Source organism: Streptomyces sp. NPDC058683, assembly GCF_042716195.1.
Classification (GTDB): Bacteria; Actinomycetota; Actinomycetes; order Streptomycetales; family Streptomycetaceae; genus Streptomyces.
Map to the genome: position 1 here is coordinate 118,325 of NZ_JBHXSK010000035.1, position 15,273 is coordinate 133,597.

The 15,273-nt window shown below is 69.3% G+C and carries 7 protein-coding genes; 4 read left to right on the forward strand and 3 right to left on the reverse strand.

Going from position 1 to position 15,273, the window contains the following annotated elements; translation table 11 throughout:
- Positions 1 to 405 precede the first annotated feature (405 nt).
- From ACFWXC_RS33755 to ACFWXC_RS33765, 3 genes are all read left to right on the forward strand, one after another.
- Positions 406 to 1,026: a DNA-binding response regulator gene (locus ACFWXC_RS33755; RefSeq protein WP_384484576.1), complete on the forward strand. Its 621-nt coding sequence runs from the start codon at positions 406 to 408 to the stop codon at positions 1,024 to 1,026.
- Positions 1,027 to 1,125: 99 nt separating this feature from the next.
- The gene (locus ACFWXC_RS33760) at positions 1,126 to 1,929 is read left to right on the forward strand and encodes a LuxR family transcriptional regulator (RefSeq protein ID WP_384484578.1); all 804 of its coding nucleotides are present in this window, start codon (positions 1,126 to 1,128) and stop codon (positions 1,927 to 1,929) included.
- The gene (locus ACFWXC_RS33765) at positions 1,926 to 3,482 is read left to right on the forward strand and encodes an acyl-CoA carboxylase subunit beta (RefSeq protein WP_384484580.1); all 1,557 of its coding nucleotides are present in this window, start codon (positions 1,926 to 1,928) and stop codon (positions 3,480 to 3,482) included. Before ACFWXC_RS33760 ends, ACFWXC_RS33765 begins: the two co-directional genes overlap by 4 nt.
- Before the next feature lie 9 nt (positions 3,483 to 3,491).
- Here ACFWXC_RS33765 and ACFWXC_RS33770 read toward each other — a convergent pair whose 3' ends face one another.
- From ACFWXC_RS33770 to ACFWXC_RS33780, 3 genes are all read right to left on the reverse strand, one after another.
- Positions 3,492 to 3,956, reverse strand: a complete 465-nt coding sequence (locus ACFWXC_RS33770; protein ID WP_384484582.1) for a hypothetical protein — start codon at positions 3,954 to 3,956, stop codon at positions 3,492 to 3,494.
- Positions 3,957 to 4,044: 88 nt separating this feature from the next.
- Complete coding sequence (locus tag ACFWXC_RS33775) at positions 4,045 to 4,767, reverse strand: SGNH/GDSL hydrolase family protein (RefSeq protein WP_384484584.1); 723 nt, start codon at positions 4,765 to 4,767, stop codon at positions 4,045 to 4,047.
- The gene (locus tag ACFWXC_RS33780; protein ID WP_384484586.1) at positions 4,764 to 5,366 is read right to left on the reverse strand and encodes a TetR/AcrR family transcriptional regulator; all 603 of its coding nucleotides are present in this window, start codon (positions 5,364 to 5,366) and stop codon (positions 4,764 to 4,766) included. Before ACFWXC_RS33780 ends, ACFWXC_RS33775 begins: the two co-directional genes overlap by 4 nt.
- Before the next feature lie 296 nt (positions 5,367 to 5,662).
- On the opposite strand from ACFWXC_RS33780, the gene ACFWXC_RS33785 reads away from it, so the two are divergent.
- Positions 5,663 to 15,273, forward strand: a 9,611-nt coding sequence (locus tag ACFWXC_RS33785; RefSeq protein ID WP_384484588.1) for an SDR family NAD(P)-dependent oxidoreductase, incomplete at its 3' end; no start/stop codon positions are given.

Consider the following 15,273-nt stretch of genomic DNA (forward strand, 5'->3'; position numbering starts at 1 on the left):
CAGACGTTGCGACTGGCCAGATGAGGCTGGCCGAATGTCTTCGTTCTGTACATAAGGCGCCGCGGGCGTTGCATAAATGCCGAATCCGAGGTTCCGGCGACTGAAACCCTGTAGTTGAAATGGTGATTAAGGAAAGGGAATTGAAACTTCCGGTAGTCTGGCGACCTTGGGGGAAAGTTGACTCAATCCGAATCGAGGTTCTAATGTCGGTCTCCGGTTCGACGGGCTGATGCCCGCCGGAGTCCGACTGGTTTCGGATTCAATCAGATACCTCGGATTACCAGGTCAGAGTGGTCCTGGGGCCGTGAATGCGGCGAACGCAAGGATGTCGACAGCGAACGACGGTTGAACGCGATACGGGGGTCTCGCGACGTGGACATGACGGTGCATTGGCTGAATCCGGGCATGGCAAAAGAGGAGTGCGACGAGGACCGCACCGTGCGGCGGGTCATCCGCAGATGCCGACGCTCCCTGGCCGTGACCCTCACCGGCTCCAGCCCCTTTACGGAATCGGTCTTCTGGCACCTGGCCAGGACCCCGAACCATTTCCCCGTGCAGGTCCTCTGTGCGGTCGAGATCGCCAGTGACTCGATGGAACGTCTCCAGGATCTCCCCGGCCGCCAGATCGAAGCACGCGTCTCCGAAGGGGAACTGCGCGGCATCCTGGTGGCCGACGGCGCGACCGCACTCGTCTCCCCGCCCGACCAGATGACCGGCGGCCAGTCCGTGGTCATCGACGACCCGGCGGCCGTGGGCGCCCTCCAACTGCTCTTCACCGGAGCATGGTCCGGCGGCCGTCCGCTGCCGGGCAGGCCGCGGCTCAGCCCACGGCTGCGCACCGAACTCGTCCAGAACATCCTGCGGCGGCTGCGCGACGGTCACACCGACGAAGCCGCGGCACGCGAGATCAACGTCTCGCTGCGCACCTACCGGCGTTACGTCGCGGAGATCATGCGCGAACTCGACGCCAACTCCCGCTTCCAAGCCGGAGTGCGTGCGGTGGAGTACGGCCTGCTCCCGGCGTGACCCGACAGGCCGAACAACTGAGGTGAGCCACGCCGAGCCCAACGACGTCGCCGGCACACGGCTCACCCGTGATCAAAACAGTCCGGGGGACGGGGAACCTTGTCCGCAACACGTGAAGACGTACTGGAACAAGCACTGTTCGACGTGCGGGCGCTGATCGGGGCGTCCGCAGCCGCACAACACCGCCGCAGCGAACGCGAACGGCTGATCACCACAGTGAGCAGGGACGCCCTGCTCGACACGGCACGAAGCCTGATCGGCGAAGCCACCCGCTCCATCGATGTCGTGTACGCACACCGGTTCCGCGCCCGGGTCGCGGACCCGTGCCTGTCGACCCGGGCGGAGCGGGAACTCTACGCCGCGGCCGCCGGCGTATCCGTACGCCTGCTGACCATCCCGCCGCTCCTCGACGCCGCATTCGTCCGCGACCAGTGCGGACGGCCACGTCCCGTGGCCGTCCGGGTGGCCCGGATGCCCCCGCTGCACGCCCTCGTCGTCGACGACCGCGCCGCCTTCGTGGCGACCGAGTCCGCCGCCGGCATCAAGTCCTCCGTCATCCGGGTACCGGAGGTACTGCACGCCATCTGCGCGCTCTTCCAGAGCGTGTGGAGCGACGCCTTACCGGCCGTCGAGAAGATCGTCTTAGGCGACAGCGAACGCACCGCACTGGCCCGGCGCATACTCGGCGCCCTGCACGCAGGGGTCACCGACGAGGTCGCCGCCCGCGAACTCACCATCTCCGTGCGCACCTACGGGCGTTATGTCGCGGAGATCATGACCCTGCTCGGCGCCAACTCCCGATTCCAGCTGGGGGTTCGGGCCGCCGAACTGGGACTGCTCCCGCCGGCGGCGCCGGTCGACGCCGCCGGCCGGACCGACCGCACGGGGGGATACCGGATATGACGGCGAACGACGCCGCGTCGCGCGCGGCCGAACTGGCAGCCATCCGCGACGACATCGTCCATGGCAACACACGCGGCACGGAACAGCAGCACACCAAGGGCAAACTGACGGTCCGTGAACGCCTCGCCCTGCTGTTCGACGAGGGGACCTTCCAGGAGGTCGAGACCCTGCGCCGGCACCGGGCGACCGGCTTCGGCCTCGAAGGCAAGCGCCCCCACACCGACGGTGTGGTGACCGGATGGGGCTTGGTCGAGGGCCGGACGGTCTTCGTCTACGCCCACGACTTCCGGATCTTCGGCGGCTCCCTCGGCGAGGCCCATGCCACCAAGATCCACAAGATCATGGACATGGCGCTGGCCGCCGGCGCCCCCCTGGTCTCGCTGAACGACGGAGCGGGCGCCCGCATCCAGGAAGGCGTCCAGGCACTGGCCGGCTACGGCGGAATCTTCGCCCGCAACACCAAGGCCTCCGGCGTGATCCCGCAGATCAGCGTGATGCTCGGCCCGTGCGCGGGCGGGGCCGCCTACAGCCCGGCACTGACCGACTTCGTCTTCATGGTCCGCGACACCTCCCAGATGTTCATCACCGGACCCGACGTGGTCCGCGCGGTGACCGGCGAGGAGATCTCCCAGAACGGCCTGGGCGGCGCGGACGTGCACGCCGAGACCTCGGGCGTGGCGCACTTCGCGTACGACGACGAGGAGACCTGCCTCGCCGACGTGCGCTTCCTGCTCTCGATGCTGCCCGACAACAACCGGCAGACCCCGCCGACCTGCCCCGCCGGCGCCCCGGCCGACCCGACCGGAGCGACCCTGCAATCCCTGGTGCCGGCCGACGGCACCCGCCCTTACGACATGCGCGCCGTCATCGAGCAACTCGTTGACGACGGTGAGCACATGGAGGTGCACGAGCGCTGGGCCCTCTCCATCATCTGCACCCTGGCCCGCCTCGACGGACACGTCGTGGGCATCGTCGCCAACCAGCCGCGGTCGCTGGCCGGAGTGCTGGACATCCACTCCTCGGAGAAAGCCGCGCGCTTCGTACAGTTCTGCGACGCGTTCAACATCCCGCTGATCACGCTCGTGGACGTGCCCGGATTCCTGCCCGGCGTCGGCCAGGAGCACGGCGGGATCATCCGGCACGGCGCGAAACTGCTGTACGCGTACTGCAACGCGACGGTACCGAGGATCTCGCTGATCCTCAGGAAGGCCTACGGCGGCGCCTACATCGTCATGGACTCCCGCTCGATCGGCGCCGACCTCGCCTACGCCTGGCCGACGAACGAGATCGCGGTGATGGGCGCCGAGGGAGCCGCCAACGTGGTCTTCCGCCGCGAGATCCGGGAGGCGGCCGACCCCGAGGCCACCCGCGCCGAACTGGTCAAGGCGTACAAGACCGAACTCATGCACCCCTATTACGCGGCCGAACGAGGACTGGTGGACGATGTGATCGACCCGGCCGAGACCCGGACGGCGCTCATCGCGGGCCTGGCGATGCTGCGCCGGAAACACCAGTCGCTGCCGCTGCGCAAGCACGGCAACCCGCCCACCTGACAAGGGAGTTCACCGAGCCGGCCCGGACGCCTCGGCCCGACGCCGAACCGCATAGAGCTGACGTGTCATCAGGGCCGCGTGCGCGCCGGACGCGATGACGAGCTGCCGGTAGGCCCAGCCCGCGGGCCCGGGGAACTCCGCATAGGTGCGCGCACCGAGCACTGTCCCGCCGTCCCGCTCCTCCAGGGCCAGGACCAGCGCGTACCGCGAGAACCGGTGGCGGCCGGTGAACCGGACCAGACGTCCGGGCACCGACTCCGCCACCTCGAAACCGGGCAGCGTCGAACCCTCGGCGAGCGGTTCTCCGGAACTCCGCCGCGGTTCGGCGCCCACCAGATGCCCGTACACCTCGATCCCGGAAGGCCGTACGGACCCACGGCCGCCGTACACCCGCATGAGGGCCCGCCACACGGCGGCGGCGGAGGCCTTCACGAACACGGTGTGCTCGTCGATGAACGGCGGTTCGTCGGCCATGGGTTGCCTCTCTCCAGGCAGGTGGTGCGCCGCGCGGTCTCGGACCAGGGGCAGGAGGGCAGGACGGCAGGGGGCGGCGTACGGCGTCTCAGACCGCTTTGGCGAGGAGATCGCCGCGGCGCTCGGCGAGATGGTCCGCGACCGCCTCCGCCCAACGCCGGTAACCGGTGGCCCCCGGGTGGAAGCCGTCCCGGGCGAAGAACTCCGGGCCCATCGGCAGCAGCACCTCCGAGCCGATCCAGGTCGCCCGCTGCGACTCGGCACACACCCGCCGCGAGGCCTCGTCGAGACCCGCCGCCTGCTCGGCGAGGTACCCGGCCAGGACCCTCGGCAGGGACGGCAGAGACCCGAACGGCGGCGTCCCCGTCACCACGACATGCTGGGCCCGCCCGGCCAGATCGTCGACGATCGCACCGAGATCGTCCCCCCACTCCCGCGGGGTGCGGCGCGCCAGCACATCGTTGACACCCGCGAGGAGCAGCGCGACGTCCAACTGCTCCCCGAGCCGGGGCATCAGCCGGTGGCGGATACGACGGAGCGTGGCACCGTACTCACCCACCACCTGCCACTCGACGGGCCGGCCGGTCCGGGCGGCGAGTTCGCGGGCCAGAAGCACCGGGAACCCTTCGTCCTGGGTACCGACGCCACAGCCGGCCGCGGTCGACTCGCCCAGGACACCGATGCGCACCGGCGGCCCGGACCCGTCTCCCACCGACCCCTCGGTCGGGCCGGCCGCCGGTGGAATCCTCTCGGTCTTCGAGCGCACCCACAGTCCCTGAGCGGCGACGATGGGCAGCAGGAGGGGGTTCATGAGGCCGTCCTCGTGGTAGAGATTGCCGTACTGGTGGGGCGAGCCGCCTGGAGCGGGCGGGCCTCCTGGGCGTGCAGCTGAGCAACGGCCGCCCAGCTCCCGCCGGTCAGATCCACACCGAGCGACTGCAACAGCACGACCAGCGCGCCGTCCGCCAGGAACCGCGCCAGCTCGTCCCGGCCCGCGCCGGTCAGCCGCTCGGCCTCCGCCAGCACCCCCGCGACGAGGGAGCGGCAGCGCGCCGCCACCTCTTCGTCCGTGCGCGCGGCGGCATACGCCTGGAGCCACAGGCCGCTGGCGACCCCGTCGGCGATCAGGTCCCGGAAAGCGTCCCGCATCGCCTGCAGAGGGGCCTCCGGACAGGCCTCCGCCGCCGCGCGGAAGGTGCCGAGGACCTGGACCTCCAACTCGTCCACGCAGGCCAGGAAGAACGACTGCCTGCTCCCGAACAGCCGGAACACATAAGACTGCGAGACCCCGATCTCGTCCGCGACATGCTGCAGCGCCGACGTGGTCAGCCCATGGTCCGCGAACACCCGCATACCGGCGGCGATCGCCTGCGCCCGTCGCTGCGTCGCCGTACGGCGCTCAGCTCCCATGGCTGCAGCATGACAGTAGTAACCAATAACTTCCAAGGGCCTCCCCGTTCGCACCCCAGGCGTTTCCGAGGACTTCCCCAGGCGTTGCCGGGACCTCCCCCCCCGGGGCCCGCGCCCGGCCGAGAACCGGCCGAGAACCAGCCGAGAAGTGGTCGAGAAGTGATCGGTCGCGGTGGACCGACGACCTTCCTCCCAAGGTTGGCAGTTTCCGGACAGGGCCCGGCTCCGGGGCGACACCGCTGCCTAACCTCCGTACGAGGACGACCTGCGGACTGCATCCATGACGGAGGAATGCCATGACGGGGGCCGATCGGCAGCAGATCGCGATCGTGGGAATGGCGTCCCGGACGCCGGGCGCAGCGGGCACCGACGAGTTCTGGCAGCTGCTGCGCCAAGGCGGCGACGCCATCCGCGACCGCGACACGAGCCGGCCCTTCGGCCCCGAACGCGGCGGATTCGTCGAAGGGGTCGAGGAGTTCGACGCGAACTTCTTCCGCATGGCCCCGCGCGAGGCCGTCGCGACGGATCCCCAGCAACGGCTCGCGCTCGAACTGGCGTGGCAGGGCCTGGAGGACGCAGGCATCGTCGTCGGGACTCAGACCCGGGCGTCGACGATCTCGGACAACCCGACGGACGAGGCACCGGCGAATGTCGGCGTCTTCCTCGGCGTCATGGCAGCCGACTACTCGGACCTCGTGGCCATGGCAGGCGACCGCGGTGTCACACGGCACACCCTCACCGGCGTCGGCCGTTCCCTGATCGCCAACCGCGTCTCCCACACCCTGGGCCTGTCCGGCCCGAGCATGACCGTCGACACCGGACAGTCGTCCTCCCTCGTCGCCGTACACCTCGCCTGCCAGAGCCTGCGAAAGGGCGAGTCCGAGATCGCGCTCGCGGGCGGCGTCCACCTCAACGTGTCCCCCCTCAGCAGCGTCGTCGTCGAAGCCGCGGGCGCGCTCTCGCCCGACGCCAGGAGCTACGTCTTCGACGAGCGGGCGAACGGCTATGTGCGCGGCGAGGGCGGTGGCCTGGTCGTCCTCAAGCCGCTCGCGCGCGCCATCGAGGACGGCGACCACGTCTACGCCGTCATCGACGGCAGCGCCGTCGGCGCCGGCACCGGAGACAACGGGCTGACGGTCCCGAGCGCCACCGCTCAGCAACGGACGATCACCACGGCGCTGGAACAGGCCGGAGTCGCCCCCGCGCAGGTGCAGTACGTCGAACTCCACGGAACCGGCACGCCGGTCGGCGACCCCATCGAGGCGGAAGCGCTGGGAGCGGCCTACCGGCGGACAGCGGCCACCTCGCTCGTAGTCGGCTCGGTCAAGACGAACATCGGGCACCTGGAAGGCGCGGCGGGAATCGCGGGCCTGATCAAGACCGCGCTCTGCATCGACAAGCGCGAACTCGTACCGAGCCTCAACTTCACCCGGCCGAACCCGCGTATCGACCTGGACGGACTGGGTCTCCGCGTGGGCACGGCCAACGAACCGTGGCCGGGGGAAGGACAGCCGATCGTGGCTGGCGTGTCGTCCTTCGGTATCGGCGGCACCTGCTGCCACGTCGTGCTGACGGCGGCGCCGGAGGAGCAGCCGACGGAGCGTCCGGCGACCGTGTTGCCCGCGACGTCGGTGCCGGTGCCGGTGGCGGTCCCGGTGGTGGTGTCGGGTGAGGGGGAGGTGGCGTTGCGTGCGCAGGCGGAGCGGTTGCGTGCGCATGTGGTGGCTTCCCCTGGGGTGGGGTTGGTGGATGTTGCTTTCTCGTCGGTGGTGACGAGGGCGCAGTTGGAGTGCCGGGCTGCGGTGGTGGCGTCGGGTCGGGAGGGGTTGCTGGCGGGGCTTGCGGCTTTGGCTGGTGGTGAGGCTGCGGCTGGGGTGTTGGAAGGGCGTGTGGGTGCGGGTCGTACGGCGTTTTTGTTTACGGGGCAGGGGGCGCAGCGGGCGCGGATGGGTGTGGAACTCGCCGCCGCTTATCCGGAGTTTGCGCGGGCGTTGGGTGAGGTGTGTGGGGAGCTGGATCCGAGGTTGGGCCGTTCGCTGCGGGACTTGCTGGCTGCCGAGGACGGCTCTGCGGATGCGGCTCTTCTGAATGCGACGGAGTTCACGCAGGCGGCGTTGTTCGCGGTTGAGGTGGCGCTGTTCAGGTTGGTGGAGTCTCTCGGGGTGCGTCCGGATTATCTGATCGGGCATTCGGTGGGTGAGCTGGTGGCTGCCCATGTGGCGGGGGTGTTGTCGCTGGCGGATGCGTGTGCTCTGGTGGTGGCGCGTGGCCGGTTGATGGGTGCGTTGCCTGCCGGTGGTGGGATGGCGGCGGTGCAGGCGGCGGAGGAGGAGGTTGCCGGGGAGTTGGCCGGGTTCGAGGACCGGCTGGGGATCGCGGCGGTCAACGGTCCTCGCTCGGTGGTGGTGTCCGGTGATCTGGATGCGCTGGATGAGTGGCTGCCGCGGTGGCAGGGCCGTAAGACGAGCCGGCTGCGGGTGAGTCACGCCTTCCACTCGCATCGGATGGAGCCGATGCTGGCGGAGTTCCGCAAGGTCGCCGAGGGACTGACGTTCAGCGCTCCCCGGATTCCGGTGGTGTCGAATGTGACCGGTGCTCTGGTGTCGGCGGAGCTGGCTGATCCGGGTTACTGGGTGGATCACGTTCGTCAGGCGGTTCGGTTCACGGACGGGGTTCGTACCCTCCAAGCGGAGGGTGTGACGCGGTTCTTGGAGTTGGGGCCGGAGGCGGTTCTGACGGCGTTGGCGCGGCAGGCGGTGGACGGGGACGGTGCGGTGTTCGCGTCGGCCTTGCGCGTCCGTAAGTCGGAGGCGGAGACGTTCGCCGCGTTTCTCGCGCAGGCGCACCTGGCGGGTGTGCCGGTGGACTGGTCGGCGTTCTATGCGGGCACGGGTGCTCGGCGCGTCCCCCTGCCGACGTATGCGTTCCAGCGGGAGCGGTACTGGCTGGCTTCGGGTGCCGGGGCAGGCGACGCGTCTGCTGCCGGACTCGGGCGGCTCGACCACCCATTGCTTGCCGCTGCCGTTCAGGTGGGTGCGCGGGACGAGTGGCTGTTCACCGGGCGCATGTCGCAGGACAGTGCGCCCTGGGTGCAGGAGCACGTCGTGCTCGGCATGGTGATCGTGCCCGGCACCGCGCTGGTGGAACTGGCTGTCACGGCCGGTCGGCATGCGGGGAGCCCGGTCCTCGAGGAGATCGTCATGGAGGCGCCGCTGATCCTTGAGGGCAGTGCGGCGGTGCAGTTGCAGGTCGGCGTCGGCGAGCCCGATGAGGAGGGCCGCCGTACGGTCGCGGTCTACTCCCGTGCGGAGAATCGGGGCGAGGGCGAGCGGTCCGAGACGGTGTGTCACGCGCGGGGCATGCTCGTGCCGGAGACGCAGCCGTTGGCCTCGGTGCTGCCGGTGGAGTGGCCGCCGCCGGGTGCGGAGCCGGTTGATGTCGAGGCGTTGTACGCGCGTCTGGCGGACGCCGGGTACGACTACGGGCCGGTGTTCCAGGGGCTGCGGGCGGCCTGGCGGCTCGGCGAAGAGGTGTATGCCGAGGTAGTGCTCGCCGAGGACGCCGGTGGTGAGGGCTTCAGTATCCATCCGGCGCTGTTCGACGTGGTGCTGCACGGCGGGCTGTTGGAGAGGGCGGCCTCGGCTTCGGCGGAGTTGCCGTTCTCCTGGTCCCGGGTGCGGCTGGGGAACAGTGCTGCCTCGCGGGTGCGGGTCCGGATCGTGGAGGCGGGTGGGGCCGCGCTGCGGGTCGATGCGGCCGATGAGTACGGCGAGCCGGTCGTGAGCGTGGAGAGGCTGGTACTGCGGCCGGTGGATCCGGCGCGGCTGGCAGGCGGGCAACGGGCCGGGAACGAGTCTCTGTTCACAGTCGACTGGGTGCCGCTTCCTGCACCTTCGACGACTCCGCCGCGGGTCGCGGTGCTCGGTGAGTCGCCGCAGGTTGATCTGGATGCGCTTGAGCAGGCAATCGCTTATGGCGCGGCGGTTCCGGATGTGGTGGTTGCCGAGGTCGCGGGGCACGCGGATGGGGCGTCTTCGGTTGTGGTGCGGGTGTTGGGGTTGTTGCAGCGGTGGCTGGCGAGTGAGGTGTTGGCTGGGGCGCGGTTGGTGGTGGTGACGCGTCGGGGTGTTGCGGTGGGTGTTGAGGGTGTGGATGTGGTGGTCGCGCCGGTGTGGGGTTTGGTGCGTAGTGCGCAGTCGGAGCATCCGGGGCGGATCACACTGGTTGATGTCGACGGTGAGGGTGGTGTGCCGGACTGGGGTGTGGTGGCTGCTCTTGATGAGCCTCAACTCGCGGTTCGTGGGGGTGGGTTCCTGGCGCCGAGGCTGGCGCGGGTGTCGTCGGTGTCGGTCGCGGGTCCGGTGCTGGACCCCGACGGTACGGTCCTGATCACTGGGGGCACTGGTGGTCTGGGTGCGGTCTTCGCCCGGCATCTGGCCGAGCAGCATGGTGTCAGGCGGCTGCTGCTGGTCAGCCGGCGTGGTCCTGAGGCGCCCGGTGCGGCTGAGTTGGTGGGAGAGCTGTCGGGGTCGGGCTGTGAGGCTCGGGCCGTGGCGTGTGATGTGTCCGACCGTGACCAACTGGCAGCTCTGATCGGTTCGTTGGAGCACCCGCTCACCGCCGTCATTCATGCGGCCGGTGTCCTTGATGACGGTGTGATCACCTCTCTTACGGCTGAGCAGGTGGAGCGGGTGATGCGGCCGAAGGTGGATGCGGCGCTGCATCTGCATGAGCTGACCGCGGACATGGAGTTGTCGGCGTTCGTGCTGTTCTCGTCCGTCGCCGCTCTGATCGGTAGTCCGGGGCAGGGCAACTATGCGGCGGCCAATGCCGTACTCGACGCCCTGGCCGCGCAGCGTCGTGCTGCTGGTCTGCCGGCGACCTCGTTGGCCTGGGGTCTGTGGGCGGATGCGACGGGGATGACCGGGGAACTGGACGAGGGCAGTGTTGCCCGGTGGGCCGGGATGGGTGTCGGGGCGTTGCCGACCGAGCTGGGTCTGGAGTTGTTCGACGAGGCCTGGCGGCGTGATGCGGCCGTGCTCGTGCCGGTGCAGTTGGACCTCGTTGCCCTGCGGGCGCAGGCCCGATCGGGCCTGCTGTCGGCTCTGCTGCGTGGGTTGGTGAGGATGCCGGCACGACGTGCCGGGGCCGCTGGTTCGCTCGCGCAGCGGTTGGCCGATGTGCCGGATGCCGACTGGGAGCGGGTGGTTCTGGAGTTGGTGTTGGCGCAGGTCGCGGCGGTGTTGGGGCATGTTTCGGCTGCCGCGATTGATCCGGGGCGTGCGTTCAAGGAGTTGGGTTTCGATTCGCTGGCGGCGGTGGAGCTGTGCAACCGGCTCACCCAGGTCACCGGTGTACGCCTTCCGTCCACGCTGGTCTTCGACCACCCGTCGCCGGCTGCCGTGACCCGGTTCCTGCTGGCGGAGGTTGGTGGGGGTGAGGGTGTTGTTGAGCGGCGGGTGGTGCGGGGGCGGCGTTCGTCGCGGGTGGATGAGCCGTTGGCGATTGTGGGGATGAGTTGTCGGTATCCGGGTGGTGTTGCGTCGCCTGGGCAGTTGTGGGAGTTGGTGTCGCAGGGTCGGGATGCGGTGTCGGGTCTTCCGGCTGATCGTGGGTGGGATCTGGAGCGGTTGTATGACCCGGATCCGGAGCGGGTCGGCACGGTGTATACGCGTGGTGGCGGCTTTGTCGAGGGTGTCGGGGACTTTGATGCGGGGTTTTTCGGGATCAGTCCGCGTGAGGCGTTGGCGATTGATCCGCAGCAGCGGTTGATGTTGGAGGCGGCGTGGGAGGCGTTCGAGGATGCGGGTATTGACCCGACCTCGTTGCGTGGCTCCGACACCGGTGTTTACTGCGGCGTCATGTCGATGGACGGGTACGGCGGCGGTGCGATGCCGCCGGAGTTGGAGGGCTTCCGGCTGACGGGTACGACGACGAGTGTTGTCTCGGGTCGGGTCGCCTACAGCCTTGGGCTCGTAGGGCCCACGCTCACGGTGGACACCGCGTGCTCGTCCTCGTTGGTGGCGATTCACACGGCGTCGCAGGCGCTCCGGTCGGGTGAGTGTTCCCTCGCGCTGGCCGGTGGCGTCACGATCATGTCGGGTCCGTTCCTCCTGCGGGAGTTCAGCAGGCAGCGCGGGCTGTCGCCCGACGGGCGTTGTAAGTCGTATGCGGCGGCTGCGGACGGTACGGGTTTCTCGGATGGTCTTGGTCTGGTCGTGCTGGAGCGGTTGTCAGATGCGCGTCGCAACGGTCACCGGATCCTTGGTGTTGTCCGGGGCAGCGCGATCAACCAGGACGGTGCGAGTAATGGTCTGACGGCGCCGAACGGTCCTTCGCAGGAGCGGGTGATCCGCCTGGCGCTCGCCAACGCCGGACTCGACACGGGTGATGTCGATGCGGTCGAGGGTCATGGCACCGGCACAAAGCTGGGTGACCCGATCGAGGCGCAGGCACTGTTGGCGACGTATGGGCAGGAACGGGCCGGCAACGATCCGCTGCGGCTCGGGTCCATCAAGTCGAACATCGGGCATACGTCGGCTGCGGCTGGTGTCGCCGGTGTGATCAAGATGGTGATGGCGATGCAGCACGAGAAGCTGCCTGCCACGTTGAATGTCGATGCGCCGTCGCCGCATGTCGACTGGGAGGCCGGGCAGATCCGGCTCCTGACGGAGGCGGAGGAGTGGCCTGCGGGTGAGCGGCCGCGACGTGCTGGAGTGTCCTCCTTCGGAGTCAGCGGCACGAACGCCCACGTGATTCTGGAGGAGGCGCCGGCCGGGGAGAAGGCGGCGGCGGTTCAGGGCGAGAACGGCTTACGTCCGGTGCCGGTGGTGGTGTCGGGTAAGGACGAGGTGGCGTTGCGTGCGCAGGCGGAGCGGTTGCGTGCGCATGTGGTGGCTTCCCCAGGAGTGGGGTTGGCGGATGTTGCTTTCTCGTCGGTGGTGACGAGGGCGCAGTTGGAGCGCCGGGCTGCGGTGGTGGCGTCGGATCGGGAGGGGTTGCTGGCCGGGCTTGCGGCTCTGGCTGGTGGTGAGGCTGCGGCCGGTGTGTTGGAAGGGCGTGTGGGTGCGGGTCGTACGGCGTTCTTGTTTACGGGGCAGGGGGCGCAGCGGGCCCGGATGGGTGTGGAACTGGCCGCCGTCTATCCGGAGTTCGCGCGGGCGTTGGATGAGGTGTGTGGGGAGCTGGATCCGCGGTTGGGTCGTTCGCTGCGGGGTCTGCTGGCTGCTGAGGAGGGTTCTGCGGATGCGGGTCTTCTGAATGCGACGGAGTTCACGCAGGCGGCGTTGTTCGCGGTCGAGGTGGCGCTGTTCAGGTTGGTGGAGTCTCTCGGGGTGCGTCCGGATTATCTGATCGGGCATTCGGTGGGTGAGCTGGTGGCTGCCCATGTGGCGGGGGTGTTGTCGCTGGCGGATGCGTGTGCTCTGGTGGTGGCGCGTGGTCGGTTGATGGGTGCGTTGCCTGCCGGTGGTGGGATGGCGGCGGTGCAGGCGGCGGAGGAGGAGGTGGCTGGGGAGCTGGCCGGGTTCGAGGACCGGCTGGGGATCGCTGCGGTCAACGGGCCTCGCTCAGTGGTGGTGTCCGGTGACCTGGACGCGCTGGATGAGTGGCTGCCGCGGTGGCAGGGCCGTAAGACGAGCCGGCTGCGGGTCAGTCACGCTTTCCACTCGCATCGGATGGAGCCGATGCTGGCGGAGTTCCGTGCCGTAGCTGAGGAACTGACGTTCAACGAGCCGCGGATCGCAATCGTCTCCAACGTCACCGGTAAGCCTGCCTCCTTCGAGTTGACCGACCCCGACTACTGGGTGGATCACGTCCGGCAGGCGGTTCGGTTCACGGACGGGGTTCGTACCCTCCAGGACGAGGGTGTCACCCGGTTCTTGGAATTGGGGCCGGAGGCGGTGCTGACCGCCTTGGCGCGGCAGGCGGTGGACGGGGACGGTGCGGTGTTCGCGTCGGCCTTGCGGGCGCGCAAGTCGGAGGCGGAGACGTTCGCCGCGTTTCTCGCGCAGGCGCACCTGGCGGGTGTGCCGGTGGACTGGTCGGCGTTCTACGCGGACACGGGTGCTCGGTCGGTGGAGTTGCCGACGTATGCGTTCCAACGGGAGCGGTACTGGCTCGCGTCCGGTGCGGGTGTCGGGGACTTGGCTGCTGCGGGGCTGGGGCGGTTCGACCATCCCTTGTTGAGCGCGGCGGTGTCGGTCGGGGACCGGGACGAGTGGGTGTTCACGGGGCGTCTGTCGCAGGAGTCGGCGTCGTGGGTGCGGGATCATGCCGTGTTCGGGACGGTGATCGTGCCGGGGACTGCGTTGGTGGAGTTGGCGGTTGCGGTCGGCCGGCATGTGGGCAGTGCGGTGCTTGAGGAGTTGGTGCTCGAGGCGCCGCTGGTCCTGGACGGGAACGCGGCGGTTCAGCTGCAAGTCACTGTCGGCGAGGCCGGTGAAGACGGTCGCCGTTCGGTCGCCGTCTACTCCCGCCCGGAGGCCGGCGGAGACGGGGAACAGGGTGAGACGATCTGCCATGCCCGCGGCTCGCTCGCCGCTGCGCAGACCGCGCTGGACGTGCGGTTCCCTGTGGAGTGGCCGCCGAGGGGTGCCGAGCAGATCGCGGTCGATGCGCTCTATGCAGGGTTGGCGGAGGCCGGCTACGACTACGGTCCCGTCTTCCAGGGCGTACGGGCGGCCTGGCGGGCTGGCGAGCATGTCTACGCCGAGGTTGCGCTCGGCGAGGAGCAGGTTGAAGTGGCGGCCGGCTTCGGGATGCATCCGGCGCTCTTCGACGCCACGCTGCACGGTGGCCTCGGCTGGCTCGACCAGGGCGACACGGCGTCCGCGGGATTGCCGTTCTCCTGGTCCGGCGTACAGGTAGAGCAGACCGGCCGGGACCGGGTGCGGGTGCGCATCGGCCGGGCGGGTGAGTCTGCCCTGCGGATCGACATGGTCAGCGAGCAGGGCGAGCCCGTCGCGAGCGTGGCGAATCTGGCCTTCCGCCCTGTCGACCAGGCGCGGCTGGCGGGTGCTCGGGGATCCGGGAGCGATTCGCTGTTCCGCGTGGAGTGGGTTGAGGCGCCGAGTGCCTCGGATGCCGTGCGTTCGGTGCGGCGGGTTGCGGTGCTGGGTGGGTTGGCGGCGCCGGGTGAGCGCTTCGATGATCTGGACGCGCTGGAGTTGGCGGTTGCCGAGGGTGCGCCGACACCGGAAGTGGTGCTGGTTGAGGTCGACGCCGCGGGTGATGTCGGCGGTGCGGCTGTGTCCTCGGTTGTGGTGGGGGTGTTGGGGTTGTTGCAGCGGTGGTTGGGGAGTGAGGTGTTGGCTGGGGCGCGGTTGGTGGTGGTGACGCGTCGGGGTGTGGCGGTGGGTGATGAGGCGGCTGATCTGGTGCAGGCGCCGGTGTGGGGTTTGGTGCGTAGTGCGCAGTCGGAGCATCCGGGGCGGATCACGCTGGTCGACGTCGACGGTGACGGTGACGTGCCGGACTGGGGTGTGCTGGCCGCTCTCGACGAGCCTCAGCTGGCTGTCCGTCAGGGTGGGTTGCTGGTGCCGCGGTTGGTGCGTGCGGGGGTGGGTGTGGAGCCGGGTGGGTTGTGGCGGTTGGGGATTGAGCGGAAGGGCTCGCTGGAGGATCTGGAGCTTGTTTCGTCGGGTGGGGGGCGTGCGTTGGGTGTGGGTGAGGTGCGGATCGGGGTGCGGGCTGCGGGGTTGAACTTCCGGGATGTGCTGATTGCGCTGGGGTTGTATCCGGGTGATGCGCCGTTGGGGAGTGAGGCGGCGGGTGTGGTGTTGGAGGTGGGTGCGGGTGTGGTGGATCTGGTGCCGGGTGATCGGGTGATGGGGTTGGTGCTGGATTCGTTTGGTCCGGTGGCGGTGGCGGACCGGCGGATGGTGGTGCCGATGCCGGACGGTTTCTC

Bases quoted from the DNA above. Each gene is read 5' to 3' on its own strand.
- ACFWXC_RS33755 (WP_384484576.1), top strand. From the start codon at position 406: ATGGCAAAAGAGGAGTGCGACGAGGACCGCACCGTGCGGCGGGTCATC.
- ACFWXC_RS33765 (WP_384484580.1), top strand. From the start codon at position 1,926: ATGACGGCGAACGACGCCGCGTCGCGCGCGGCCGAACTGGCAGCCATC.
- ACFWXC_RS33770 (WP_384484582.1), bottom strand. From the start codon at position 3,956: ATGGCCGACGAACCGCCGTTCATCGACGAGCACACCGTGTTCGTGAAG.
- ACFWXC_RS33775 (WP_384484584.1), bottom strand. From the start codon at position 4,767: ATGAACCCCCTCCTGCTGCCCATCGTCGCCGCTCAGGGACTGTGGGTG.
- ACFWXC_RS33780 (WP_384484586.1), bottom strand. From the start codon at position 5,366: ATGGGAGCTGAGCGCCGTACGGCGACGCAGCGACGGGCGCAGGCGATC.